This is a genomic window from Niabella agricola (assembly GCF_021538615.1).
Classification (GTDB): Bacteria; Bacteroidota; Bacteroidia; order Chitinophagales; family Chitinophagaceae; genus Niabella; species Niabella agricola.
Window position 1 is genome coordinate 404,726 of sequence record NZ_JAJHIZ010000002.1, and the last position, 25,642, is coordinate 430,367.

The window sequence follows — 25,642 nt, forward strand, 5'->3', positions numbered from 1 at the left end:
GTGTTTTTGGAGCGCTATTACTACACATGTGTTCATTAAACTTACAAATATCACAGGTTTTCTAGGTTTTGCTTACGTTTTAGCTTCAATTGCTTATAAAAAGAAGGAGTTAGTCCTGTGATCTTTTTAAACTGGTTAGATAAATGCGCTGCACTACTATAATTAAGTCTGTAAGAAATTTCTGTCAGGTTCAATTCATCATATAACAGCAATTCCTTTACTTTTTCAATTTTATGCATAATGATAAATTGCTGCAGGTTGATGCCCTTTACCTCTGAAAAGGTGTTGGAAAGATAAGTATAGCTGTATCCTAACTGTTTACTGATATAATCAGAATAGTTTACTTTAGGTAATTCGTCCGCATGGTGGATCATTTCCGTTACAACGTTTTTTATTTTCTCAATCAGGATACTCTTTTTGTCGTCCAGTAATTCCAGGCCATACCTAAGCAGGTTTATTCCAAGCAGATGGCGCTGGCCTTCGGTAATTGTTTCCTGAAGATCAACCACGCCAAGATCTACAGAACCGTGCTGAATGCCCAGTTTTTTCAATTCCTCTTGTACTACCATTTTGCATCGGAGGCTTACCATGTATTTTATATATATCCTCATTGCTACGCTTTACCTGGCTAAGATTCCTCCCCGGCCGGTTTCATCATGTACTCACACTTTATAGAGTTGTTATCCGGGCCTGATTGTGAGGCATGTTATCAAAAGACTCATTTTGAGGAAAAGATCGATGGCATGAATCAGGATTTACCCGGGATCCTTTGTGTGCGTTCCCTCATCAGGCAAATAGCCTGTTCCCTGGTTTCAAATGTATTATTGATGTTAACCAGATTACTGGCCAGTTTATTATATTGCCGGGTCATTAAATAATAAAAAACATGAAGATAATGGATGCCATCAAATACAATGGCTTTCTGCCGTGCAAACTCATCCTGTCGCTTTAAAAACTCCTGCGGCATGTCTGTATAATGCATACCCGGCCGCAAGTGATGTATGATATGGTACCCATCATTCCAGCAGGTGTGATTATAGGGCGTATTAATACAGTTAATTGAATTTGTATAGATGTTTTCAGGATTGCTGCCGTCTATAAACGAATGTTGTGCCCAGTTCCCCAGCATCATTACAAACCGGGCAAACAGCAACGGAAAAACACATACCATTAATGTGGCCTTCAAATTGACAAAGCAGAGCACAATACAAAAAATGATGTATGACCATTCTCCAACGGTTAACCGGGTGTACAATTTTTTCCTTTTATGGCTATATAAATACTGAAAGGTTTGCATCACTCCCAAAAACAGAAAGTTAAAAAAATAGGATAAGAAGCTTTTGAAACTATCCCTTTGGTAGTGCATCGTACTGCTGGAGTCTTCTTCGTTATTGTTTTCAACATGATGCATTCCCATGTGGTGGCTGAAATAACTTTCGGGAGTATGTCCAAACAGCGGGCAAATAATCCAGCTGATGTATCCATGAATTTTTTGCTGATGACCGGGCTTGAACATTTTCCTGTGGCACAGGCAATGGAACATTAAACCGAAGCGGCCCTTAAAATAAAACTGAGAAAAGTAAAAATAGATAAGCGCCACCAGCCACCATGCCCATCCTTTTAACAGGGGGGTAAAAAGCAGCAGTGCAACCGGCAATATGAAAATATGGATCCGGGTAAGCAGATACATAAAGGGAAGATCTCGTTTGTCATTCATAAAGCGGAGCCAGAAATTTTCGTAACGGCTAAAATGGGCTTTAGTTGTATAAACGGGATCCGTTAAGGCGGATAAAATTTTCATTCGTAAATTTTTATTGTTTTTAGACGCCCGATGTATTGGAGTAACCTTTGATTTGAAAAGCTCTCTCACATCGGATTTATCCGTATATTCTATTATTGTTCGCCGTTGGTGGAAGACTTTAGCAGCTGGTTTGAATTTCGCACATTGTGTTGTGTGGAGAATAATAATTGTGCTCCGTTTCAGGCAGACATTTTAAATATGTAGTTAAATATTTTCGTAAGATACTTATTTAAACCGGCATTATTAATATTTACTGGCTTTGCCGGTGTTAAAGAATCGCCATTATCGGGATTGTAATTGTTCTGATTATTTGCAATAGGTCAATAAGGTAACTTATTTATTACCCTGTTTGCTGCGGCCGGTATTCGATAATTGGCTGACCTCTAATGGCTGAGATGGATGCAGGCCTTTTTTTAAAATGAAATTTTCATTAAGCACCTGACTTTGATTTGCTTTTATAGACTACCAGGGTTTATATAAAACATTGATTATAAACAAAGCCAAGACCCACCTGTAATCAATGATTTCTATTTTTCAGAAAAAGCACAAAACGTCATCGCTGTGAAAATATAATGATCAATACCGGTTAAATGAACTACCTTCGGTTCTTTGTATGTTATCCTACACTGGATTTGTCTTCCTTCCCCCATTCAAATATAGTGATTGCTTAACGTAAGACAGGCATCGCCTTCGCACTGTTTGTGAATAGCATTGCCCTATTTTATCATTTTTTAATTTACTTAATTTTGTCATTTAACAATTTACAGCTCATTGCCCCTTTGCTAAAGGCGCTGAGCGACACATGCTATACTACACCCACTCCTGTACAGGAACAATCCATCCCGGTAATTTTGCAAAACAGAGATGTGCTTGCCTGTGCTCAAACCGGCACCGGCAAAACGGCCTCTTTTGCCCTTCCGCTGTTGCAACTGTTGCACCTGCAGGGAGCAACAAAGCAAAATAATTGCCGGGCTTTAATTTTAGTACCTACGCGGGAGCTGGCGCTACAGGTGGCGGAAAGTTTTGGTGTTTACGGAAAGTACCTTTCGTTAAAACACCTGGCAGTTTTTGGAGGCGTATCTCAATATAATCAGGTGAAAGCATTGCGGCAAAAGGCTGATGTTCTTATTGCAACTCCCGGCCGTTTGCTGGATTTACTTAACCAGGGCTGCCTTTCTTTAAGCAATATTCAATACCTGGTACTGGATGAGGCTGACCGTATGCTGGATATGGGCTTTGTGAATGATGTGCGAAAGATCCTGTCCAGATTACCTTTGCAAAGACAAACAATCCTGTTTTCTGCAACCATGCCTACGGAAATTCAACAATTAGCCGGTACGCTGTTGAGCCAGCCGGTAAAAATAACAGTAACGCCACCGGCAACAACAGTTGACCGTATACAACAATCGTTGTATTACACAGAAAAGCGGTTTAAGCCTTCGTTGTTGTTGCAGTTACTGAAAGATGAGCGCATTCAGACAGTGCTGGTATTTGCGAGGACAAAACATGGAGCCGATAAGATTACCCAAAATCTTACTGGTGCGGGTATAAAAGCTGCTGCCATACACGGAAACAAATCGCAATCTGCAAGGCAAACGGCGCTCCTGAATTTTAAAAAAGGGGCAATAAAGGTGTTAGTGGCCACGGATATTGCAGCCAGAGGGATTGATGTAGACCACATGGGACATGTGATCAACTATGAGCTGCCAAATGAACCGGAAACCTATGTACATCGTATCGGGCGTACGGGAAGAGCAGGCGCAGAAGGCATTGCTATTTCTTTTTGCGATTATGAGGAGAAATTGTATTTACGCGATATTCAAAAACTGATCCGTAAAACCATACCGGTTATAAAGGGGCATGCTTTTGATGTACCCTTGATGCACGGAGATGATTTTAAAGCAGCGGATTCGTTGCAGATACCGCGCCGAACAAACCGTCCGGCTAAAAGAAAGGGCCGGTCGCTTATGCAGCATATTTAATCAACAATGCAGTAGTGCCAGAGCTCCTAGCCATATTTTTATTTTAGGTGAAAGCTTTCCGGAAATAAGCCTGCATCATAAAATACAGTGGCATAAAAATGTATTAATGGAAAATATAAAAATCGGAGACACAGTTACACTGCAGTCTCCGTTCGATTCTAAAAGACAATATACCGTGTTAGAAATAAATGGTAATTATGTTACCCTGCACCTGGCTGGGCAGCGCAAAAACCTGGTTATTTATATCAAGTGTATAAAAGGCAAACAATAGATTTAAGGAATAGGGACGATTTTTTTTATGAATTGTATGGCCCCGGGTCATAAAACAGGTTGTTTGGCCAAATTAGTTAACAATTTTGGGGCCGCTCTTTGAGAACTGTTCGTATAAAGAGTAAACACGCTAAAAAGCTCAGCAATATATTAACGAGTTTGCCCTAAAAAAGCGGTATATTCAGGAACTGTAAATTACTCCCATGACCTGTTCTACTTTTTTAGGGATTCGGGTATCATTACAGGAAAAGCCAAGGGATTAGCTCGGCAGCTTTTTTCCCGGGATACGGGACTGAATAACAGGCTTAAAATCTCCAACAAGGCACAGTCCATTTTGGTGCCGGTAAGCGTTGGTATGGATATCAGTTTGCTATTATGTTTATTAACCGCAGAACGAAACAACATGGAACAAGATCCTGTTTTAATAATAACCAGCTTCCGGAAAACTGCGTTTCGATTGTTTGAAGAGCTTTACCACGATTTTAAAGAGCAGGCTGGGAAATTAGACCGTCAAACAGACGAAAATGTATTTCAACAGTTGTGCGGAAGATACGAGCGCCGGCTGCAATACCAATTGGGCCTGGAGGCCAAAGATTTGATACGCACTTATAAACGAAACGACATATTACAGTTACAGCAATCGCTTACTGAGCATATTACGTATTGCCTGTTGGAGTTTAAAAGAAAAGCCGGTAGCCTTTAGAAGGCGCCATTAGCCGGTAATCTCCAGCTTTGTAAATCCATCTCCATAAAAAACGCGGGCCAGATCTTTATTTCGGGTCTTGTCATATTCAGCAATCCTGCTTTCATCTACAATCCGCCAAAAATTTTTCAGCTTTAATTCATTATAGTCTGTTGTTTGTATAAATAGCCCTTTAATTGAAGAACGACTTTTAAACCAGATCTCGAATACGGGTCGGTTTTGTTTTTGTATGGCGCTGCCTATTTGTTCGGATGTCATATAAGTAAATATATTTATCGGGGAGGTTTGTTTATAATGATCAATGGTCTATAAGTGCATAATTATTGTTCAACGATTATGCCTGATAATATGGGCTTCATTCATCCAGCTAAACTGCATGTGAGGCCAGTGCTGCCTTTTAAAAATACATGGTATCAAATTCAAATAGTGATCAAAACACTTGGAGGACTGAAGAAATACCCAACTCCCCCAATTCTGTTATCAGGCTTCCCTATTGAAACCCAACCGTTATTTATGATTGATTTTGGTTAAACTGCGTGAATGAAAGCGGAAAGAGACAGGAATACAAAAAGTCAGAGAAATAAGAACCGTAGAAAATTTAAATTACTTTATGTGCTATTGCGTTGCTGAAGATACGCTATTAATAACATACTACAACAAAAAAAATATATTGCCGGATTACCTGGACTCAAAAAAGGAAATCAGGTATAAAGTTGGAAGATATCAGGTGGAGTTGCTTCAATATGGTTCCCTTTACAAAAAGAAGATTAAATACCTGCATCAGGAGATTGTTTTTCCTTTTTGAATCTTCGTATAATTTTAATTACAACAGGCACCGTAACCAGCACAATAATTGCCATCACTACATAATTAAGGCAAGGGCGTAAAAAGGGCATGGTTCCTATTACATAACCGGCAATTGAAAAACAAAGTATCCATCCTACAGAACCAATAAAGGCAAATAACAAAAAACGGCTGAATTTTTGTTGAATGATGCCCGCAACAATGGGAGTGAAAGTGCGAATCAAAGGAAGAAATGCACCAACAATCAATGCCATGCCGCCATATTTTTTATAAAAGTTTTCGGCTTTTGTTAAGTACTGTTTTTTAAAAAATCCTGAATCTTCTCTGCGATATAAAACAGTCCCTGTCTTATAACCGACAATATAACCCGTAATATTTCCCATTAGCGAAGCTAAAATTCCTAAGCTGCACAGCGTAAAAAAGCTATGGTTCAGCACATTGGTAGCAATCAATACGCCTGCCATAAAAAGAAGCCCTCCACTTGGAAGAAAGAAACAGAAAAAAAGGCCTACCTGCCCATAAATTGCCAGGCAAACAAGTAGTAACCCGCCATATTGAATTAGTGCCTCGGGATTAAACATTTGAATTTAGTTAAACAAACTGCTTTGAAAAGCTACTTAAAATTCTCTTTTGGAGAAAACAAATTTTTGTTTACGGCAAAATTTGACTGTAACAGCACGATATAAAGGCGCAATAATCGTAAAATCAAAATCCATTTTAAACTATATTTAGCCGCGGAAAGCGACCTGCCTCTTTAAATATAAGAGAGCTAATCTCTTTTAATTCCTGTATCGCCCGACTCACTTTCTGCCTCACGATTTCCAGCTGTGCATATCCAACCTCAAAATCTGCATCATACCTTGCCGAGCAATAGGACTTTTGAAGCAGCCTGAAAGCTTCCTGTTCTTTTTGTGTTGCACCCCAAAAATCGGCTGCAATGCCTGGAGCTAAAAAGCTGAGGTATTGATTAAGATGGTTGATGTTATGAATGTGCAGCTCCAGACCGGTTTGGGATTTTATAAAGGCCGTTAATAACAATTCTGTAGCCAAGTGATACATAAAAAGCGCCAACCGGTACTGTTTCCTTACGGTAAAAAGTTCTGCACCGGCAAGGTATTCATTACAGAGATCAAAACACTTTTGAAATGCTTTTTTATCCGTGGCCGGAATAATTCCTACCACGGTTTCTTTTTTCCATTCTTCCAGTTCGGGGTTAGTATTACAAATAAATGGGGCGTTTGATAAAACGGTTAAAGCAAAAGAATCCTTTTCATTGAACCAACGTACAAAAGTGCTTGTTTGCATTACAATACAACTTACCTCAGTGGACGAGTTACATTTTTGTTCAATTTCGTCCTGGTACATTTTGTGCCGCTTATCGTCGCCGGTAATCAATGTCAGCAGCCAAAATGCTGATGTGCGTGCGCCAGTACCGCATTCCGGCATAAATATGTTCTGAGCTGTATTTACTTTTTTGCCTAAAACAAAGATGGTGTCCACCTGCACAATTTTGGTAATGGAGGCCACCACCTTTGTGGCAATGGCTTTATCTACATCAGTCAGATAAAGCGCTTTATGGTTAGCAACGGTTTCTTCGTTCATGGTTAGCTGTTTTTAGTATGCCGGGGTTTACGAAACCATTTTTTAAACCACCAGGTTTGGTGTTTATCCCGCCATTTGGCGTACCGGTCTACCATTTTACCATTACTTTCCCGTGGAAACAGCAGACCAACGGCATCCATTTCTTTAAAAATTTGGCGGATGTCGGCTTCTGAATAATATTCTTGTCCGTAGCCGTGTGCAATAAAGTAATTGATGAGGTGTTCTTTGGCGGCGTCACGACCCTCACGTTTCCAACTGCCGCAGGACAGGTCATCCATAAAATCAGTTAGGACCTCCTGTGGCGTTACCCCCATCAGGCGGCAGAGCAGCAGGAATTGATACGGTAGAATGAAATTAAAATCAGCAAAACGCTCATAGGCCCCGGTTTGCCACTTTAGTTCCGGCATTGGCTTGCGCTGTTTTTGTTTGGGAGTGGGTTTCTTTTTCATAGTTTTTGCATTTGTGCCCTAAATCTCCACCTGCTGCGGCCGCTATCCTAACTTAAAAGGCGATAATTTATTGGGAAAATGAGGTATTTTAGCAGGGCGATTTATTTATCTTTGAAAAACGCCACAAAGGCATAAAAATCAAATCTTATGGAGAAAACAATACATCAGGGTAGAAATGTGAAGCGGTTCCGGGAAATGCTTGGCATAAAGCAGGAAGCGTTGGCTGCTGATTTGGGTGATGACTGGAACCAGCGCAAAATATCGCTGTTGGAGCAAAAGGAAGAAATTGAAGAATCGTTATTGAAACAAATTTCAGATGTATTGAAAGTGCCAGTGGAGGCGATTAAGAATTTTGATGAGGATGCCGCCATTTCTTACATAAATACCTTTAACGATAATAGTAAAGGTGACTTTAATTATAAATGCACTTTTAATCCCATAGATAAATGGGCTGAAGAAATTGCTGAAAACCGGAAGCTGTATGAGCGCCTGTTGCAGGCGGAGAAGGAGAAAATGGAATTGTTGCAGAAGTTGCTGGAAAAGGTGAAGTAGTGTTGCTTCTTTTTCAAATATTTACATTATTTCACAGTGATTAACTTCTTAGAACGCGATAATAGACTTCTATTTTTCTATCAGCCTGAAGACAAGGAATATAACTGGATTAGCGAACGTTTAAATGTAAGTATCCCTAAAAACCAGACAGTTTAAAATTAGAGAGATTTACTAAATTTAAACTGTAAAAAATGAAAAAGACAAGATTCACAGAGACACAGATTGTTTCAGCCTTAAAGCGCCAGGAAGGCGGTATACCGACCAAAGAACTCTGTCGTGAGCTGGGCATATCCGAAGCCACTTTCTACAATTGGAAGAGTAAGTATGGCGGCATGGAAGCCTCAGATGTGAAGCGCATGAAAGAGTTGGAAGAAGAGAATGCCCGATTAAAACGCATGTATGCGAACCTGGCAATGGATAACGAGATATTAAGGGATTTGTTCTCAAAAAAAGGCTGGGCCCTGCCACCAAAAGGCAATTAAGCAAGGAGCTTGTAAAGGAGCGAAAGATACCGGTGAGCCGGGCCTGTAAGATAATCTCATTACCACGATCCCAATATTATTATTCGTCAGTCAAGGACGACTCAGCAGTAATAGAAGCCTTGCAGGAGTTGGCATTTGCCCATCCATCGTATGGCTTCAGAAAGCTCTTTGCATATTTACGGCGCTCAGGAAAAAACTGGAACCATAAAAAGGTTTATCGTGTGTATAAGCAGTTAAAACTTAACAAAAAACGCAAGGGTAAAAGAAGGCTCCCGGCACGTATAAAACATCCCCTGCAACAACCCGAAACGGTAAATAAAGTATGGAGTATGGATTTTATGAGCGATAGCAAGACAGGTAACCGGAAGTTCAGAACCTTCAATGTAATCGATGATTGCAGCCGGGAGGCATTGGCTATTGAAGTGGATACCTCAATATCTTCAAGGCGGGTGATCAGGACACTCAACAGGGTTATCGAAAGCAATGGTAAGCCCATGGCCATAAGAGTGGATAATGGTCCGGAGTTTACCTCAAAGGATTTTGAGCTGTGGGCGAAGGAACAAGGGATTAGTATCCTGTATATCCAACCCGGAAGGCCTATGCAAAACGGCTATATTGAACGATTTAACCGACTTTACAGGGAAGCTGTATTGGATGCATATTTGTTTTTTGACCTCTACCAGGTAAGGGTACTAACACAGGAATGGATGGAAGAATACAATCACAAAAGACCACACGAGTCACTGGACAACCTGACACCGCTTGAATACAAAAAGTTGGCTGGTGAAAAGAAAAATATTCAACTTATAGCTGTCTGAAAAAGGGGGTACTTACAACGATACTTTTCAATACTGTCAAGCTTTATTTTTAGTTCTTTCAGCTGATCGTTCATCTTAGTAAACTCATCTAAAGCACTTTTACTATTCAAATATTCAAGTCTGGCATCTTTCAGCTTGCCCAATCGCTTAGATTTCGCAACTATTTCAGAAAGTTTTTTCTCGAAACCCAACTTTTCTTTCAATAAACGTTGGGATCTATTGTCCAGTATTTTTTTATTAAACTCCTCAACATCGGCCAACTGTTTTATAACAGCGTCTGGCAGGCTGACCATTGCCTCCTTATACAACTGTTCGATACGCTTCTTGGGAATATCGGGGGTAATATTTAAACTTTTTTCAATATTGGAAAGTGCTATTTTAATGGTTGCTGCTTTATTATCGAGTGCTTTAATTTGCAATTTTAATTCATCTGCCTCTCTCACTACTTCATGATAATCTTCTGCTACTTCAAATTTTGATAGACCTTGTTCAAGCTTTTGAATTTTCACCTTTAAATCGACAACATCAATTTCAAAGTCATCATCTTCATTCTGTTCAAAAAAAGACTTTATAATTGTATCTTTTTCAAATGCCTTCCGCATATCCTCAATCTTATCAAACTCATCTTTTAAGTTAAACTTCTTCAAAACAAGTGAAACATCAAGTCCTAAAAGAAAGGCATTGTTAATAATCTTTTGAAATTCTTGCTCTTCAGGGATAAAATTGTCGAAGGAGTTATAGCTGGCTTTTCGGGGACGAATAAACCGTGGTAGCAATGAACGAAAAGTTACGTACTTTGTATTCTCTGGAATTTCGAAAACCCTTGAAGAAAGAAAGTCTGTATATTCTTTGAGCGTTTTCTCTTCATTATTTAAATAAATTACTCCTTGATTATTACACTTGCGTGTAGCAGTAAATAAAATATCGCTAAGTTCGAACTGCAATGAAAACTCCCAGTCATTCAGTTTTGCTTCAAACTCAGGGTTCTTTTGCGAGCCCAAGCAAAAATTAATTAAGGCAATAGATAATGATTTCCCAACGCTATTGTAAGTGTCCTTTTTATTTTTTGTATAGTCATTGTTATGCCTTTTCCCCACAATAAGAGAAAGGCCTATCCTGTTAAATTCAATTGTTTTGAACCCAGGATTATTTGCTGATAGTTTTATTAACCGCATTATAAATTAGTCCTTCAGAATTAATATCAATAGCTCCAATAATAAATAAATAATTTAAAGCTAAAACAACATTATCAAAACCATGATACGAAAAAGCCTTTTTTGTATCATTTTGCTTGCCAACTTTAAACCAAAGCTGATCAACCGATTTTGGCCCATCATTTAGGTATTTCAAAAGATATGCTCCCAGCCCAATTAAAGATTCTGATATTCTAATATGCTTTGATGGTAGAATCATTGAAACAAAGTTTGTTGTTGTTTTAGAGGGGGCTCTTCAAAAATATCACAATAGCTGAAAAAGTAGGCCATTAGAACAAATACAGCATCCTGATAAACCTTCCCTTGTTTAGGATAAGCCTTTTTTGCAATATCAAAAAAGACTAAATCATTTTTACTATCTGAATCTGGGATTTCCTGTATAGCGTCTTTATATAATTTCGAAAACGTATTCTTGAGATCATCCTTAGCAAAGGTGCTGTTTATTTTAAAAAAATCTTTAAGAGCTCCATCTTGATAAGAACCATAACGCAAAAATGTTGCTGCCGGTGAGCTGAGGGAATTAAATACTATTTTTTCTTCGAAGTCAGGATTTACTGGAAAATTCTCGGGTGATGCGCCGTCTTTTAAACTTATTAAATACTCGATAACTTCATTAAGATTTGACACATTTAAGCTTATATTTTCTGCTGTGGGGATTTTGCCAAGTACATCTTCAATATTACTGTGCGGTAATTTTAGAAAGATATCTTCCAAATGTTGGCTTAAAAATGGCTTACATTTTACCCCGGCATGATTTTCTTCTATTTTTGTTAATTCCGGATGTAAGGAGGGATATGTGCCTTGATACTTATCATTTAATACAAAATTAAATTCTAAAATTGGCGTTACTTTGGTATTCCAATATGCGTATAGGCCATTGAAATCGGTCACAAGCTTTTCAATCGTGTCCTTTTCTTTGTGTGAAAGATTTTCCGGAGCATATACTTGATAATACTGCCCCGTTGATTTGATAAATCCATCATTTTTTCTATCACCAAATTGCCCCTGTGGCTTAATCTGAATGAAATCAATATTATGCAGCCTCATTATTTTTGAGAAGAAGTCTTCATAATTTTGCCCATTTCTTTTGTAAATCTCCAATTGAAATAGCTTTCGAGCAATATATAGATCATCAGCAGTTAAGGTTACAAACATTGCAGTTAATTTAGAACATATAAAATTTAAACATACGCCAATTCTTTCCTAGTGTTCATTACACTTGCATTTCTTAAATGTGCATTTTCAGGTACCGTTAATTTATAGGGACGGTTAAGCGCCTCCTGCGAAATTTTAAAACGGGCGGCCAGCTTACGGATCACTTCTTTTGAAAGCCCTTTTTTATAGTTCAAAATATCAGAAATATATCCTTTGCTTATATTTAAAACGGGCACCAGGTCTTTGGCCTTAAGATCATGTTCTTTCATAAGAGATTGCAAAAGTTGTATAGGGTTTAACTCTTCAAAAGTATTATGCACCTCATCCCATTTTTCAATAAGCAGGGTAAGCAATGCAATTTCATCTTTTGTATCCCGGTCTTTATTGCCGGAAAACAACAATTGCTCCAATGCGTTACAATAGTCCCGGTACTGGGTTTTACTGGTAATTACCTTATATTTTAATGCTGCCATAATTGCTTTTCTTTAATAGTCGCTTCTGGTGTATTGTTCATCATTTGCACATAACTTATCATACTGTGCATGCGTGCCAATCCAGCAAATGAATAAATGCATTTGTTTATCTCCAAAAGCATATTTGCCAATCATCCTGTATTTATTACCGCCAATATCAAATACCACTCTGTTGCTGCCATTGCCCAGCAAATCAGCACTGGGAAATGTGGCTAAAATATCCGCCGGATTGTCCCAATCTCCATACTTTACTTTTATAAGCCATTCTGCAAATGAGGTCCTGCTTTGAGCATTATGTCTTACAAAATCTTCTATGGTTTCTTTTCTTATCAGGTGAACTTTCATAGCAAAATTACGTTTTTTTATTTAAAAGTTCACATTTAGAGAACTTTTAAATACTGCAAGCTAACCAATTAAAAACAATAGCACTGCTAAAATACTTAGTTTTATTAAAAGCAGATAAGTAAGTTATACACAGGCCGTTAAAACTTGTTATTCCACCACTTGAACAAAAAACGGTTCTTTTAAAACAAAGCATCATTTAACAGGTAGCTGGTGCTTCTGCCACCCGCAGGCTCTTTCACCAACAGTTGCCGGTTTATCAGGTCCTGGATATCCCGTATAGCTGTGTCTTGGGAGGTTTTGGCAATTTTTGCCCATTTGGAGGAGGTGAGCTTACCGGTAAATCCATCCAGCAATTTATTCAGCATCAGCTTTTGCCGGTCGTTTAAAGTATGCGTGGCCGGCTGTTTCCAAAAGGTTGCCTTCTTCATTACCCCGGCTAGCGTAGCGCCTGCTGCCTCTATGGATCGTTCCAAACAGCCCAGGAACCAATGGATCCATGGGGTTATATCCATCCGGCCTTTTTGGGTTGCCTCCAGTATATCATAATAGGCCTTACGTTCAGCACGGATCTGGGTAGACATGCTGTAAAACCGCTGCCGCGTTTCATCTGCACGGGCCAGCTGCATATCCGTTATAGCCCGGGCAATACGGCCATTACCATCATCAAACGGGTGTATCGTTACAAACCATAAATGGGCAATAGCTGCTCTTAATACCGGGTCTGTTTTATCCGGAGCATTAAACCAATCCAGGAATGCTTTCATTTCAGCCGGAACCTGGTCTGCATCCGGTGCCTGGAAATGCACGGTCTCTCGCTCCATAGGGCCGGATACAACCTGCATAGGATCATCAGGCAGGTTATCCCGCCATTGGCCGGTTACGATCCGGTGCATACCACTGCGCCCTGCTGGGAACAAAGAGGCCTGCCAGCCAAAAAGACGGTCTTCAGTAAGTAACTCCTGATATTGCTGGGTAGCATCCAGCATCATTTCTACAACGCCCTCCACATTACGATCGGCAGGAACTAAACCGGCTATATCCATTCCCAAACGCCGGGCTACAGAAGAGCGCACCTGTTGAGCATCTAATAGCTCACCCTCTATTTCACTGGATTTGAGCACATCTAATGTAAGGGTTTGCAAGGTAGCTTCCTCCCGCAGGGTAAACCCCAGGTTTTCCATCCGCCCTAATAGCCGGCCCTGTTGATGGCGTACGCCTGCCAGCACGGAAGCTATTTCTCCCGTGTTCCATTGAAAATGAGGCCATTGGGTCAATTGATAGATATAAATTCTACGCATTTTATGCAACGAATATATTAAATATTCTCCGCATTAGCAATTTTTATACGCAAAAAACGCGAAGAATAGCGCTGTTGTTCTTCGCACACACTCTGAGTATAATATGAATTTTCATCAATGGCTCGTTGCTTTCTGTAATTTCCTGGCTTTAGATTGAAGCCCCTTGGGCTTGTTTTATAATGCAATAGGCCTATAGCCCGTAGCCTCCTTTTTTCTTTTTCTAATGTTCCGGTAGTATTCCCGCTCTATTTGTGATGTAGCATAGTCCTCTTGTAAATGAGCTTTTCTTTAACCCCTTCAACGGAACGAAGAGGAAATAAGATTTTATAAAATTCTGATTGTTTAAAACTCATAGGGATCGAGAGCACCGGGCATTCAATCTTCATAATAATTCCATAGGACGTCGATTCTTTAAAATACCGCTTAACACCATTCTGCACACCAATTAATAAAAGGTCTGTTTTATTTTCGATGCAGTACTTATATATAAAAACAAACCGCATCACCAACACGAGCAAAACCCTTCTCTTCTATAAAACATAAGGACACCCTGCACCAGCACATTCATATTGTGGCCAGCCGGATTGGCTATTAGCGGCAAGGTGATTTAGCTGCCCGGTAAAATCTAAAACTTCTTTGGGCAATGTTTTCTGCCGGCTGGCGATATGGCTGTTAAAAGCTGCTTCAGTTATTTCCAGTTCCAGTGCGGAGCAAGCCACCCGAAAACGGTAGCTGCGTTTAACTGGTTTGTTTGGCCTGTCGCCTTTGTTTTTTTTCATTTGGTGTATTCAAAGCAGGAGCCAGTGCATATTGGAAACTGGCTAAATAGTTTTATGCTGTATACTATTTCTTAGGCAGGAAGTTCTGATTGCTGAAGGGAGAGGAGAAGGATGGTAAATTTGTAATTAAGAAAGAGGTTATTTGATTAAAGCTACATGCGGCTACGGTGCTTATGTTTCATATGCCCCAATTTCATTAAAGCCGGGGATATCCGTAAATATACCTGCAGCGCCATGGGCGTTCTCCCATAAAATTCGTTCAATGTTGCAGGCGCTTTATAAATGCTCCATTGCCCGCCCACCGCAAACCGGGTATCCCGGCATTCAAACAGGTCATAATTCAATCCGGTGGAAAAAGCATGAATGCCCCATATTGCATGCGCGTTAAAATCAGGAGTCAATACCAATTCTTCAGCTGACTTTTCTGTAAACTCATAGCGTGTATAGATTGCAGCTTTTCTCTTTGTTAAGGAGCCCTCAACCATAAATGCATGCTGGCCGCTGTGATCCTTTTGCTTATTCATGCCCCAAAGCGCTGTGGCGTTTAAAAGGCTGCCGTTGTTTAGTTGAGTACTGAAGATGGCCGAGGCACTGCTTTTATATACATTTTCCTGCGGGTGCAAGGCCTCTGGGCTTTTTAAATATCCCTGGGAAATCTGCAGCGCCCAATGCGAAGAGGGATTGAAGGACAGGCGCCCGCTCCAGGAGTTAAACCTGGGCCTGTCAAATCCGTATCGTTCCTCATCGGGTTCGCTGCCTGTGAACGATGATCCCTCCAGTTTGAATTTCCCGATCCGCACACCTGCGGTAACCACGCCAAAGGTAATATGGGTGGCATCCACCCAATGGTGCGATATGGGAGAGTTGGGATTATCAAGCGCGGAAGGGCGATGCATAAAAGTAACGGGGCCTAATGCCGGCTCCCCCGGGTAGGCCGCATAAATAAAGGCATCAACATTTTTTGTAAAGGAATGGGCATAGCTAACGGATAATTCGGAAAACAGGTCGTGCGGGTGCTGCCGGTCAACCAATGGCTGCCCTTTATAGCTTTCTCCTGTTTGAAACAACAGGGGATATCCACGGCCGCCCTGTATGAGCGGATCTAATGAGAACATGGAGCTAAAATGAAGCAGCCCCTTATTGCCTGCCTTCCGCTGTCCCATTAACATAAACCAGGTGGGTGCATCAAACCGGTCTCCACCTCTTTTTTCGCTGTTATTTACATTTTGACTGTTGGAGCGCATAAATATATTCCCGTGTACCATATACATCCACTTTTTTGAATGGATCATATAACCATATATAGGAGCAGCATCCGGCAGCCATCCCGTACCGGAACCGTTCCTGCTCATAGGAAGGTTAAGGGAAAACGCATGTGTCATGGGAACATCGGTCTGTGGGTGAGGCATTTGTATCTTGTCTCCGGGTATGCTATCCGTTTTCATCCCGCTGGTATCAGCGGTGTTCTTTTCCCGGGGCTTTGAATGCTCATGCTGAGCGTATCCCAACGTTGCAATACTGCATATGATCACCATTAAGAAAACCCGGTTCATGATGCGGATATTTTATCCGGGAATACAACTACGCCCGGAGCTTGTTTATTGCACGTTGCTTCTATACCTGAATTCCAAGGGTTAAAGCACAAACACCCTGCCAATACGCTGGCCAGGTACAGCACCGGTTGCCGGCGGGTTTAAAGCCGTCCGATAACAGGGAAGCCTTCGGTAATGACGCTTCCGGGGAGCAGGGAAAATGGCTCTCAAAAGCCCGCATTGGCAGTTGGTAAAAAGCTACGGTTGTGGGAATGATATAAAAGGAACAATAAAATGTGTAAAATTTTTCCGTTTTTATTAATAGCTTTGTGGTGTTGAAATATTTAAGGCTCCATATTAGTCTGTTCGTGTTGTTTGGGTTGGGATTGTTTTTGGTTCCCAATTCAGGTTCTGCCTGTGCAACAAAAGCAACAAAGGCAGTGCATGCAGCCAGTGTAACCGAAAAATCGCACAAGCCAGAAAAGAAAAACTGTTGCAAAACAAAAACCTGTAAGAACGACAAAAGTCGTAAGCAGCATAATTGTAACGGTAATTGCAATCATAATTCCTGCCATTGCAGCTCTTCTGTTACGTCGCTGAGCTTACCTTTTCCCATTGAATTAAGTACAAAAGACCTTCTTACCCAATCGGATAAGAAAAAAAACGGGTTTAAGCAAGCCCGTTATTCTTCGGGCTTTCTCTCCATTTGGCTACCACCTAAAATAAGCTAAACCGGTGGCTTTACAGCCATCCGTATGTCTTGCCGGGAGCCGTATACCGCTTCGGGAAATGTTTATTTTCAACCACTCTTTAAAAGAAATCAAAATGAAATCAATATCAAAAATGTTGATGATGATCCTTGTATCATTATCGGCGCTAAACGGTTTTGCACAAATCAGGAATACGAAAACGGAAAACGTAAAGATTTATGGTAATTGCGATATGTGTAAAGCCACCATTGAAAAAGCCGGGAATCTAAAAAAAACGGTTAATGTAGTCTGGAACAAAGATACAAAAATGGCTACCCTTACTTATGACAGCGACAAAACAAACCCGGACGAAATTTTGAAACGTATTGCCTTAGCCGGCTACGATAGTGAAAAATTCCTGGCGCCGGATGATGTGTATGCAAAGCTGCCGGGCTGCTGCCGGTATGACCGTGCGGAAAAGCCCGTTGCCAGGAGCAAGGCGGCGGGAATGGATATGAAAGAAACACAGGGCAATCATAACCATGCTGAAATGACGCCATCAGCAACTGCGGCTCCTCAAACTGCATCGCAATTAAAAGCCGTATTTGACAGCTACTTTTTGTTAAAGGATGCTCTTGTAAAAACAGATGCAACTGCTGCCGCCACGAATGCCGCTGCATTGGCTGCATCCGTTAAAGCAGTAGAAATGAACAAGCTTTCCGCAAAAGAGCATACGGCCTGGATGAACGTATTTAATAACCTCGCGGCTCATGCAGGCAGTATCTCAAAATCAAAAGATATGGCTAAACAAAGGGAGGTCTTTGCTGCACTTTCCACAAATATTTATGAGCTGGCCAAAGCCTCAAAGCAGGACGTGCCTGTTTATTATCAACACTGCCCCATGTATAATAACGGCAAGGGCGCAAACTGGCTAAGTAAGGAAAATACGGTAAAAAATCCCTACTACGGTTCGCAGATGTTAACCTGTGGCAGTACAGTGGAAACCCTGAATTAGGATGCCCGTTTCTAGTAAAAAATAGTTTCGATTATGACAAAATATACCTGCCCCATGCACCCCCAGGTACTGAAAGACGAACCGGGCAGATGCCCGCTTTGCGGCATGGCATTGATTCCTGTGGGTAATGCGTCCGTTGCTCATGGACATAAGACCGAACAGGAACATCCCGGGCACGCGCACCGCCATCCGGAGAAAAGAAGCTTTAACAAACATGAGGGGCATCACTCGGGCGATTTCCTGAAGCGTTTTTGGATAAGCCTGGTGCTTACCATTCCCATCCTGCTGCTTTCGCATATGATACAACAGTGGCTGGGGTTTAATATTTCCTTTGTCGGTGATTCATATGTGTTGCTGGTATTGGGAACGGTGATCTATATCTATGGAGGCTTACCCTTCCTAAGGGGAATGATTGGGGAGGTCAGGGCTAAAGCCATCGGAATGATGACGCTCGTTGCCATTGCTATATCGGTGGCCTATGTTTATTCTGTTGCCGTTATTTTTGGCTTACCGGGAATGGACTTTTTTTGGGAACTGGCAACCCTTATTGATATAATGCTTTTAGGGCATTGGCTGGAAATGCGTTCCCAAATGGCCGCATCAAAAGCCTTGCAATCACTGGTTGCTTTACTGCCAAATGAAGTTACCGTAGAACGGGATGGAACGGCCGTTAAAATAAAACTCGAAGACCTGCATAACGGAGAAACGGTGATCATAAAACCCGGCGAAAAAATTCCAGCTGATGGCTTGGTAACGGAGGGGCTTTCCTACATAAATGAAAGCATGCTTACAGGGGAAAGCGTTCCGGTAAAAAGGGGAACAGGCAGTAAGGTGATTGCAGGGGCTATTAATGGAGATGGAGCATTGAGAATAAAAGTAACGGCCGTTGGAAAGGATAGTTACCTGAATAGGGTGATCAATCTTGTACAGGAAGCGCAGGCTGCCAAATCAAATACGCAGAATCTTGCGGACAGCGTAGCCAAATGGCTCACCTTTATTGCCATTGCCGTGGGTGCGGCCACCTTTATTTTCTGGTTTGTCAGCAAGGGCGATATGGCTTTTGCACTGGAACGGATGGTTACGGTAATGGTAACGGCCTGCCCGCATGCGTTGGGTGTGGCGATCCCTTTGGTGGTGGCCATTTCTACAACGCTTTCGGCAACCAATGGGCTGCTCATCCGCAACCGTACCGCATTTGAAACCACAAGAAAATTATCTACCATTATTTTTGATAAAACCGGAACGCTCACTAAGGGCTCTCATGCGGTTGAAAAAGTGATTCCGTTAACGGATGCCTATAATGCCGATGAAGTGATCCGCTATGCTGCCGCCGTACAACAACATTCCGAGCACCATATTGCAAAAGGTATCATGACCACGTTAAAGGAAAAAAAACTTGCCTTGTGGAGGTCGGACCATTTTAACTATATGCAGGGTATGGGCGTACTGGGCGTGGTGAATGGAAGAACGGTCGTAGCTGCAGGGCCAAATTATTTCAGTAAAAATCATTTGTCCTTACCGGAAATTCCTAGAGAAATTAACCAGGAAACGGAAACGGTGGTTTTTATCTTAATAGATCAGCAGGTGGTAGGTATCATTGCGTTGGCAGACACCATCCGGGAGGGTGCGCAGCAGGCAATTAATGAACTGAGGAAAATGAACATCAGATCCTTTCTCCTTACCGGGGACAACGGTAAAATAGCGGGCGCAGTGGCTGAAAAACTGGGAATGGACGGCTACCTGGCCAATGTGCTTCCTCATAATAAGCAGGAGCAGGTGAAAGCATTCCAGGAAAAAGGAGAAGTTGTTGCGATGACGGGTGACGGTGTAAACGATGCGCCGGCATTGGCACAGGCGGATGTAGGTATTGCCGTAGGCTCCGGCACCGATGTGGCTGCCGAAACTGCTGACATCATTCTGGTGGACAGCGATCCCAGGGATGTGGTAAAGCTGATCGGTTTTGGTAAACGTACCTATAAAAAAATGATTCAAAATCTTATCTGGGCGGTTGGCTATAACGTGGTGGCCATCCCTCTTGCGGCAGGGGTGCTTTACCCCAAATTTCTTTTAAGCCCTGCAATGGGCGCTGTACTGATGAGTGTAAGCACCATTGTAGTAGCTATCAATGCAAGTCTTTTAAAAATCAACAAACAATAAAATGAAAAATAGAATCGTATCAATTGTTGCTGTAACCATGGTATTTGCAGTAATCTCCTGTAATCAGGCCTCCAATAAAAATAATGACCAACCCGCAAATAATACAGCCGGGCTTTCTGATGTATCGGCTGCTGCTCCGTCAACAACAACGGATTCAACGGCACCGGCTGCTGGCAATACACCCGGCAGCGGGGACGCAAAAACAACAACGCAGGAAACAAAACGCTTTTCGGTTGCACCCATCGTAACCGCGTATCTGGCGTTAAAAAATGCATTGGTTGAAGATAATGGTAGTGCGGCGGCAGACGCCGGTAAAAAATTATTGGCAACCTTCAAAGGCGTAGATATGAAGGGCATCCCCGCAGATCAACATAAAGGCTATATGGATATTGCGGATGATGCCATGGAAAATTCGGAGCATATCGGTGATAACGCAGGGAAGATCGAACACCAGAGAGAACACCTGGCATCCCTGAGCAAGGATATGAATGATCTGATTGCCCTGTTTGGAGCCCCTCAAAAATTATATCAGGATAAGTGTCCCATGTTCAATGAGGGCAAAGGGGCCATTTGGATCAGCGAGACCAGGGAAATAAAAAACCCTTACTACGGCAGCAAAATGATCAGCTGCGGTTCTGTAAAAAAAGAATATCAGGATGCAAAAAAAGATTAAAGCCATAACGTTGGTTTTACTGATTCTTTTTATTGCCATTCAATGCTACCAGCCCGCCGGCAATGTTCATAAAGGCAAGGTTGCGGCTACGGATATTTCCAGATCTTATAATATACCTGCTGACGTAAAGGTTATATTGCAGAGTTCCTGCTATGACTGTCATAGTAATCATACTAATTATGTATGGTACGACTATATCCAGCCGGCGCGAATGGTGGTTGAAAGCCACATTAAAAAGGGGAAGAAAGAACTGAATTTTAATGAATGGGGCACTTATTCCGACAGGAAAAAGGAGCGGCTGTTAACTGCGATCAAAAAGCAAATAGAAACCAATGAGATGCCGCTCCCTTCTTATACATTGTTGCATAGGAATGCAAGGCTCGGTAAAAAGGAATTACAAACAGTGATTTCCTGGTTCAATCAACAAATCAACAATAATGATTAAAAGAATGCTGAAATGGATATACAAAACATTTTTTCAAAAAAACTGCTGCCGGTAGTGGCAGGTATGATGGTGTCGTCAGGCATTATGGCACAAAAGGTGGTCCGTTATGATTTATATGTGAAGGACAGTATGGTAAACTATGCCGGGAAAGTCAAAAGGGCGATTGCTGTAAACGGACAGATACCCATGCCGACTCTTACGTTTACCGAAGGTGATACCGCAGAGATCGTGGTACATAACCAATTAAAAGAAGGCACATCCCTGCATTGGCACGGCGTATTCCTGCCCAATAAAGAAGATGGTGTACCGTTCCTTACTCAAAAGCCTATAAAGCCCGGGGCTACCTATACGTACCGGTTCCCAATCATTCAAAATGGTACCCATTGGTATCATTCACATTCCGGCCTGCAGGAGCAGATCGGCATGTATGGCAGTTTTATAATGAAAAAACGTGGTGCGGATAAGACCTTCAGACAGGGGATTGACGATTTGCCCGCGGTGCCCGTTATTTTGAGCGAGTGGACCAACCTTAACCCGGATAACATACACCGGATGTTGCATAATGCAAATGATTGGGCAGCCATTAAGAAAAATGCTACCCAATCCTATGCCGAGGCTATAAAGGAGGGACAATTAAAAACCAAGCTTACCAATGAATGGAAACGGATGCTGGCAATGGATGTTAGCGACGTGTATTATGATAAAATCCTGATTAACGGAAATCAAGCTTCGGATCTCAGATCGGTTGACGGCAGAACTTTAAAAGCAGGGGATAAAGTGCGGCTTCGTATCTCCAACGGCGGGGCTTCCTCGTACTTCTGGCTGCGGTATGCCGGCGGTAAAATGACGGTTGTAGCGAACGATGGCAATGATGTGGAACCGGTAGAAGTAGACCGGTTGATCATTGCAGTTTCCGAAACCTATGATGTGGTCGTTACCATTCCCAATGATGGGGTGGCGTATGAATTTTTGGCAACCACGGAAGACCGGACCCAGTCTGCGAGCTATTTTGTGGGCAACGGCATAAAGCAATTGATCTCCCCGCTTCCCCGCTTAAAGTATTTTGAGGGAATGAAGATGATGAACGACATGATGAAGATGAACGGCGACCTGGACGATATGGGAATGAAAATGAGCCTGAATCAGATGGACATGAACGTGGTGATGTACCCGGAAATAACAGGCGAAGCGCACAAGAAAAAGGGCCACTCGCAACATAACCTGAACAAGGACGATGATCCCAATCGTTACAATGCAAATGCCCTGGCGGATATTACCACGCTGAACTACGCAATGCTGCAATCGCCTCAAATAACCACGCTTCCAAACGATGCTCCGGTTAAAGAATTAAAATTTACGCTTACGGGAAACATGAATCGCTATGTATGGAGCATGGACAATAAGATTCTTTCGGAGACGGATAAAATACCTGTAAAAAAAGGAGAGGTGCTGCGCATCACCATCTATAATAATTCGATGATGCGTCATCCGATGCATCTGCATGGTTTTGATTTCAGGGTCATCAATGGCAAAGGCGAAAGATCGCCACTTAAGAATGTATTGGATATTATGCCGATGGAAACAGATACTATAGAGTTTCTGGCGAACGAGGAAGGTGACTGGTTTTTTCATTGTCATATTCTTTATCATATGATGTCTGGTATGAACCGGGTATTTGCGGTAGGTGACTACAAAAATCCTTATCTGCCGGACAAAAAGCAGGCATATAAAGCCTTACAAAGAGAAAGCAACATGGCACATTTTATGGTACAGAATGATTTTGCTACCAATGGCAATGATGGCGGCGCTATGTTGCAAAATGCCCGCTGGTCTTTAGGTACGGAATGGCGTTTGGGCTACAATAGCATGCACGGTTATGAAGTGGAGACGCATTTGGGAAGATATATAGGCAGGATGCAATGGTTCATGCCGTTTATTGGTTTTGACTGGCGGCACCGTAAGATGGGGATGGACGAACATGAAAAGAATTTGTTTGGACAAAAAAACGAAAAAGATACCCGGAAGCAATTCAGCGTAGGTTTTATGTATACACTGCCGATGCTCGTCAATTTCCAGGCCGAAGTTTATCACGATGGTATCGTTCGGTTGCAACTGATGCGGGAAGATATTCCCGTTTCAAAAAGATTAAGAGCAGGTTTTATGGTCAATACCGACCTGGAGTATATGGCTGATCTGCAATACATCATTACAAGAAATATAGGGGTTCGCGCCCACTATGACAGTGATATGGGATTTGGGGCAGGGATTTCGGTTAGCTACTAGTGTCGTTCTACGGGCGGATGTACCTAAAGGGATTGGTCGGTTTTATATAAAACCGATCAATCTCCTCATTAAAAAGCCACAGGCTATGGGCGATTTGATGGAGTTTTAAAAACGGCTCGACCGGTGGTGTCTTCCATTTTTTAAATCGCCTTTTACACGCTCTGCGGAAGTGTTTTTCCGGAAGCCGGTACAGCTAAATTCAAAGAATGAACATACAAGTAATAGTATTTGAACATTAGACGCCAGGGACTAAAACCATTGCTGGTTTCGGGGTTTGACATGACTAAACTGGTGGAGCAGCGGCAAAACCTCGCGGATCCGCCCAAAAGCCAGCGTGAACTATCGAAATTCTATTATCTTATGCGCAACAAGATCTGAAACAAAATTGTCGGCATTATCATACCTGATGTTGATTTTATCAAATAGATGTTTCCGTTCCGAATACGCCTTCATAAACTTATGAACAGGTTCGATTGCAGTTATATCATAATCATTCTTTGTCATCCATTTTAAATTCCAATGTAAACGGACCGGCACGAAGGGTGATCGTGAACACCGGTTTAAGGTGACGGTGCATCCATCAGCTTCGGATACAGGGTGCTGGTAAGGTCTCAGGCTTCCGTGGGCTGTTCGTTTAGATCTGTTTCTGTATGCAGGGCACATACCCAGTTACCGTTTTCCTTTACCCAGGTAGATGCGCACACACACCTGAATGAAGACCGGTCATCCCCGGTGACATATTCAAACCCGACCTGGTAAGCGATGATAGCCGTGTCTTCATTGATCATTTGCGATTCGGCACCGGAAATATCCCCGAGCTTTAATTGCCGGCCAGCGCCGGATTCAAACATTTGTTGAAATGTGGCGGCATCCATTGTTCTTGCGCCGGTACGGCCGGCTACAATGCACGGAAACCGGGTAAGGCTTTCCACAGTTTTGAAATCATGGTCTTCCATGGCCTTCCAGTATTTTTTTTCCAGTTCGAGGAGCTGTTTTTCCATAATGAGTCCATTTTTATGTGTTACAGGATGTGCTTATTTCATTACAAAGATTGCTCCAGATCTGCCGGTTTCAGACGCTTTCGGATATGGCAACGCATGGGTCACTGCCTGCAAGGTGAAAAAATGGCAGTGTTTTTGAGCGCATCTTTCATTATGAACCCTTTAAATCTTTTGCTATGGCAAAATATTCAAAAAAGGCCGGGAGTAAAGTAGAAAGAGCCATGCATGAAATGAAGCATGGTGCATTAAAAAGCGGCAGAAGCGGTAAAAAGGTGACCAGCAGAAGACAGGCCATCGCCATCGGGTTGTCTGAAGCCCGGGAAGAAGGGGCAAAAGTGCCTAAGAAAGCAGCATCCAAGGAAGCTGCGCCTAAAAAAACGGCTTCAAAAAAGACCGCATCGAAAAAAGCAGCACCTAAAAAGGCTGCAGTCAAAAAAGCGGCACCCCGTAAAGCAGCAGCCAGGAAAAAGACCGCCCGGAAAACAGCGGCGAAGAAGACAGTCGCTAAAAAAAGAACATCAAAAAAATAAACCGCTACCGGAATATCCGCATGCTGGTGCGCCGGAAATGATGGAACATACCGTTACTCACAGGTACCTGTGGTTCGCTGCTGCAGGAAGTGGTGCAATGCATATTATTAACCTTAAAAGAAAAAATCATGAGCACATTACAGGACAAACTAAAAGGGAACTGGAATATCGTTAAGGGACACCTTAAACATAAATGGGCGGAGCTCACAGACGATGAATTACTTTATGAAGAGGGAAAAGAAGAAGAGCTGATCGGCCGCATTCAAAAGAAAACCGGCGAAACCAAGGAAGCGATCAATGCATACATTGAAAAAATGAAATTTGATTGAGCGGAAAATTATTAGTGACAATGCCTGGCTGATAAAGCACCTCAATAAATGAGCAGCCAGTGTTTGACAGTAGGCTGTCTCTCCCTGAAGTCAATTCGTAAAAGAACGTTAATGGTTTAGGGTTGAGGAGGGGAGCCTGCCAGGTACTGGTTGCTCATTTTCTGATATCCGTTGCGCGCAAATCTAAAATATCGAATCTTAATTCAATGCCGTTTATGTAAGCGTTTTTTTTGATAATTGCCACAGATACGCTGATGGCGC

At 42.0% G+C, this 25,642-nt stretch carries 27 protein-coding genes; 12 read left to right on the plus strand and 15 right to left on the minus strand.

The window, feature by feature from the left end; genetic code table 11:
- Positions 1-50: 50 nt before the first annotated feature.
- Together LL912_RS02010 and LL912_RS02015 are read right to left on the minus strand one after the other, a co-directional pair.
- Positions 51-611: a helix-turn-helix domain-containing protein gene (locus tag LL912_RS02010; RefSeq protein WP_235551885.1), complete on the minus strand. Its 561-nt coding sequence runs from the start codon at positions 609-611 to the stop codon at positions 51-53.
- 137 nt (positions 612-748) lie between these two features.
- A complete protein-coding gene (locus tag LL912_RS02015) occupies positions 749-1,801 on the minus strand; it encodes a fatty acid desaturase family protein (RefSeq protein ID WP_235551886.1) in 1,053 nt (350 codons plus the stop codon).
- A gap of 746 nt (positions 1,802-2,547) precedes the next feature.
- Between LL912_RS02015 and LL912_RS02020 the strand changes: the two genes are divergently transcribed.
- Entirely contained in the window at positions 2,548-3,783 is a 1,236-nt protein-coding gene (locus tag LL912_RS02020; RefSeq protein ID WP_235551887.1) for a DEAD/DEAH box helicase, read from the plus strand.
- A gap of 673 nt (positions 3,784-4,456) precedes the next feature.
- Positions 4,457-4,756: a hypothetical protein gene (locus tag LL912_RS02025; protein WP_008582816.1), complete on the plus strand. Its 300-nt coding sequence runs from the start codon at positions 4,457-4,459 to the stop codon at positions 4,754-4,756.
- Between the two features lie 9 nt (positions 4,757-4,765).
- On the opposite strand, the gene LL912_RS02030 is transcribed toward LL912_RS02025, so the two are convergent.
- The 4 genes from LL912_RS02030 to LL912_RS02045 all read right to left on the minus strand — a co-directional run bounded on the left by LL912_RS02030 (position 4,766) and on the right by LL912_RS02045 (position 7,611).
- The gene (locus LL912_RS02030) at positions 4,766-5,014 is read right to left on the minus strand and encodes a hypothetical protein (RefSeq protein ID WP_235551888.1); all 249 of its coding nucleotides are present in this window, start codon (positions 5,012-5,014) and stop codon (positions 4,766-4,768) included.
- 509 nt (positions 5,015-5,523) lie between these two features.
- A complete protein-coding gene (locus tag LL912_RS02035) occupies positions 5,524-6,141 on the minus strand; it encodes a DedA family protein (RefSeq protein ID WP_235551889.1) in 618 nt (205 codons plus the stop codon).
- 136 nt (positions 6,142-6,277) lie between these two features.
- Positions 6,278-7,162: a HEPN domain-containing protein gene (locus LL912_RS02040; RefSeq protein WP_235551890.1), complete on the minus strand. Its 885-nt coding sequence runs from the start codon at positions 7,160-7,162 to the stop codon at positions 6,278-6,280.
- A gap of 2 nt (positions 7,163-7,164) precedes the next feature.
- The gene (locus tag LL912_RS02045) at positions 7,165-7,611 is read right to left on the minus strand and encodes a hypothetical protein (protein ID WP_235551891.1); all 447 of its coding nucleotides are present in this window, start codon (positions 7,609-7,611) and stop codon (positions 7,165-7,167) included.
- A gap of 147 nt (positions 7,612-7,758) precedes the next feature.
- Between LL912_RS02045 and LL912_RS02050 the strand changes: the two genes are divergently transcribed.
- Both LL912_RS02050 and LL912_RS02055 read left to right on the plus strand, forming a co-directional pair.
- Positions 7,759-8,163, plus strand: coding sequence for a helix-turn-helix domain-containing protein (locus LL912_RS02050; RefSeq protein ID WP_235551892.1), 405 nt, complete (start codon positions 7,759-7,761; stop codon positions 8,161-8,163).
- Positions 8,164-8,354: 191 nt separating this feature from the next.
- Positions 8,355-9,463 (plus strand): IS3 family transposase gene (locus tag LL912_RS02055; RefSeq protein WP_406603590.1). Its coding sequence is split into 2 segments (ribosomal slippage): positions 8,355-8,607 and positions 8,607-9,463, totalling 1,110 coding nucleotides; the frame shifts between segments, so codons are not numbered across the junction.
- Here LL912_RS02055 and LL912_RS02060 read toward each other — a convergent pair.
- The 8 genes from LL912_RS02060 to LL912_RS02095 all read right to left on the minus strand — a co-directional run bounded on the left by LL912_RS02060 (position 9,445) and on the right by LL912_RS02095 (position 16,280).
- Positions 9,445-10,638, minus strand: a complete 1,194-nt coding sequence (locus LL912_RS02060; protein WP_235551894.1) for a hypothetical protein — start codon at positions 10,636-10,638, stop codon at positions 9,445-9,447. The genes LL912_RS02055 and LL912_RS02060 overlap by 19 nt on opposite strands.
- On the minus strand, positions 10,610-10,876 hold the full coding sequence (locus LL912_RS02065) for an ABC-three component system middle component 6 (RefSeq protein ID WP_235551895.1): 267 nt from the start codon (positions 10,874-10,876) through the stop codon (positions 10,610-10,612). Before LL912_RS02065 ends, LL912_RS02060 begins: the two co-directional genes overlap by 29 nt.
- Positions 10,873-11,832: an ABC-three component system protein gene (locus LL912_RS02070; protein ID WP_235551896.1), complete on the minus strand. Its 960-nt coding sequence runs from the start codon at positions 11,830-11,832 to the stop codon at positions 10,873-10,875. Before LL912_RS02070 ends, LL912_RS02065 begins: the two co-directional genes overlap by 4 nt.
- Positions 11,833-11,858: 26 nt before the next feature.
- Positions 11,859-12,305: a helix-turn-helix domain-containing protein gene (locus tag LL912_RS02075; RefSeq protein WP_235551897.1), complete on the minus strand. Its 447-nt coding sequence runs from the start codon at positions 12,303-12,305 to the stop codon at positions 11,859-11,861.
- A 12-nt stretch (positions 12,306-12,317) separates the two neighbouring features.
- Positions 12,318-12,650, minus strand: a complete 333-nt coding sequence (locus tag LL912_RS02080) for a type II toxin-antitoxin system HigB family toxin (RefSeq protein ID WP_235551898.1) — start codon at positions 12,648-12,650, stop codon at positions 12,318-12,320.
- 179 nt (positions 12,651-12,829) lie between these two features.
- Positions 12,830-13,948 carry a Fic family protein gene (locus tag LL912_RS02085; RefSeq protein ID WP_235551899.1) on the minus strand — a complete coding sequence of 373 codons (1,119 nt, stop codon included), beginning with the start codon at positions 13,946-13,948 and terminating at the stop codon, positions 12,830-12,832.
- Positions 13,949-14,478: 530 nt separating this feature from the next.
- Positions 14,479-14,727, minus strand: coding sequence for a hypothetical protein (locus tag LL912_RS02090; RefSeq protein WP_235551900.1), 249 nt, complete (start codon positions 14,725-14,727; stop codon positions 14,479-14,481).
- A 152-nt stretch (positions 14,728-14,879) separates the two neighbouring features.
- Complete coding sequence (locus LL912_RS02095; RefSeq protein WP_235551901.1) at positions 14,880-16,280, minus strand: hypothetical protein; 1,401 nt, start codon at positions 16,278-16,280, stop codon at positions 14,880-14,882.
- An 804-nt stretch (positions 16,281-17,084) separates the two neighbouring features.
- On the opposite strand from LL912_RS02095, the gene LL912_RS02100 reads away from it, so the two are divergent.
- From LL912_RS02100 to LL912_RS02125, 6 genes are all read left to right on the plus strand, one after another.
- Complete coding sequence (locus tag LL912_RS02100) at positions 17,085-17,963, plus strand: DUF3347 domain-containing protein (RefSeq protein ID WP_235551902.1); 879 nt, start codon at positions 17,085-17,087, stop codon at positions 17,961-17,963.
- Positions 17,964-17,996: 33 nt separating this feature from the next.
- Positions 17,997-20,120 carry a heavy metal translocating P-type ATPase gene (locus tag LL912_RS02105; protein WP_235551903.1) on the plus strand — a complete coding sequence of 708 codons (2,124 nt, stop codon included), beginning with the start codon at positions 17,997-17,999 and terminating at the stop codon, positions 20,118-20,120.
- A gap of 1 nt (position 20,121) precedes the next feature.
- A complete protein-coding gene (locus tag LL912_RS02110; RefSeq protein WP_235551904.1) occupies positions 20,122-20,793 on the plus strand; it encodes a DUF3347 domain-containing protein in 672 nt (223 codons plus the stop codon).
- Positions 20,777-21,238: a heme-binding domain-containing protein gene (locus tag LL912_RS02115; RefSeq protein WP_235551905.1), complete on the plus strand. Its 462-nt coding sequence runs from the start codon at positions 20,777-20,779 to the stop codon at positions 21,236-21,238. The genes LL912_RS02110 and LL912_RS02115 overlap by 17 nt, the downstream gene beginning before the upstream one ends.
- A 12-nt stretch (positions 21,239-21,250) precedes the next feature.
- Complete coding sequence (locus LL912_RS02120; protein WP_235551906.1) at positions 21,251-23,521, plus strand: multicopper oxidase family protein; 2,271 nt, start codon at positions 21,251-21,253, stop codon at positions 23,519-23,521.
- A 228-nt stretch (positions 23,522-23,749) separates the two neighbouring features.
- Positions 23,750-23,899 carry a hypothetical protein gene (locus LL912_RS02125; RefSeq protein WP_235551907.1) on the plus strand — a complete coding sequence of 50 codons (150 nt, stop codon included), beginning with the start codon at positions 23,750-23,752 and terminating at the stop codon, positions 23,897-23,899.
- Positions 23,900-24,132: 233 nt separating this feature from the next.
- On the opposite strand, the gene LL912_RS02130 is transcribed toward LL912_RS02125, so the two are convergent.
- A complete protein-coding gene (locus tag LL912_RS02130) occupies positions 24,133-24,522 on the minus strand; it encodes a nuclear transport factor 2 family protein (protein ID WP_235551908.1) in 390 nt (129 codons plus the stop codon).
- Positions 24,523-24,698: 176 nt separating this feature from the next.
- On the opposite strand from LL912_RS02130, the gene LL912_RS02135 reads away from it, so the two are divergent.
- Positions 24,699-25,052 (plus strand): DUF6496 domain-containing protein, encoded by a 354-nt coding sequence (locus LL912_RS02135; protein ID WP_235551909.1) that lies wholly within the window; start codon positions 24,699-24,701, stop codon positions 25,050-25,052.
- Positions 25,053-25,180: 128 nt separating this feature from the next.
- Positions 25,181-25,381 (plus strand): CsbD family protein, encoded by a 201-nt coding sequence (locus LL912_RS02140; protein WP_231003003.1) that lies wholly within the window; start codon positions 25,181-25,183, stop codon positions 25,379-25,381.
- Positions 25,382-25,642 lie beyond the last annotated feature (261 nt).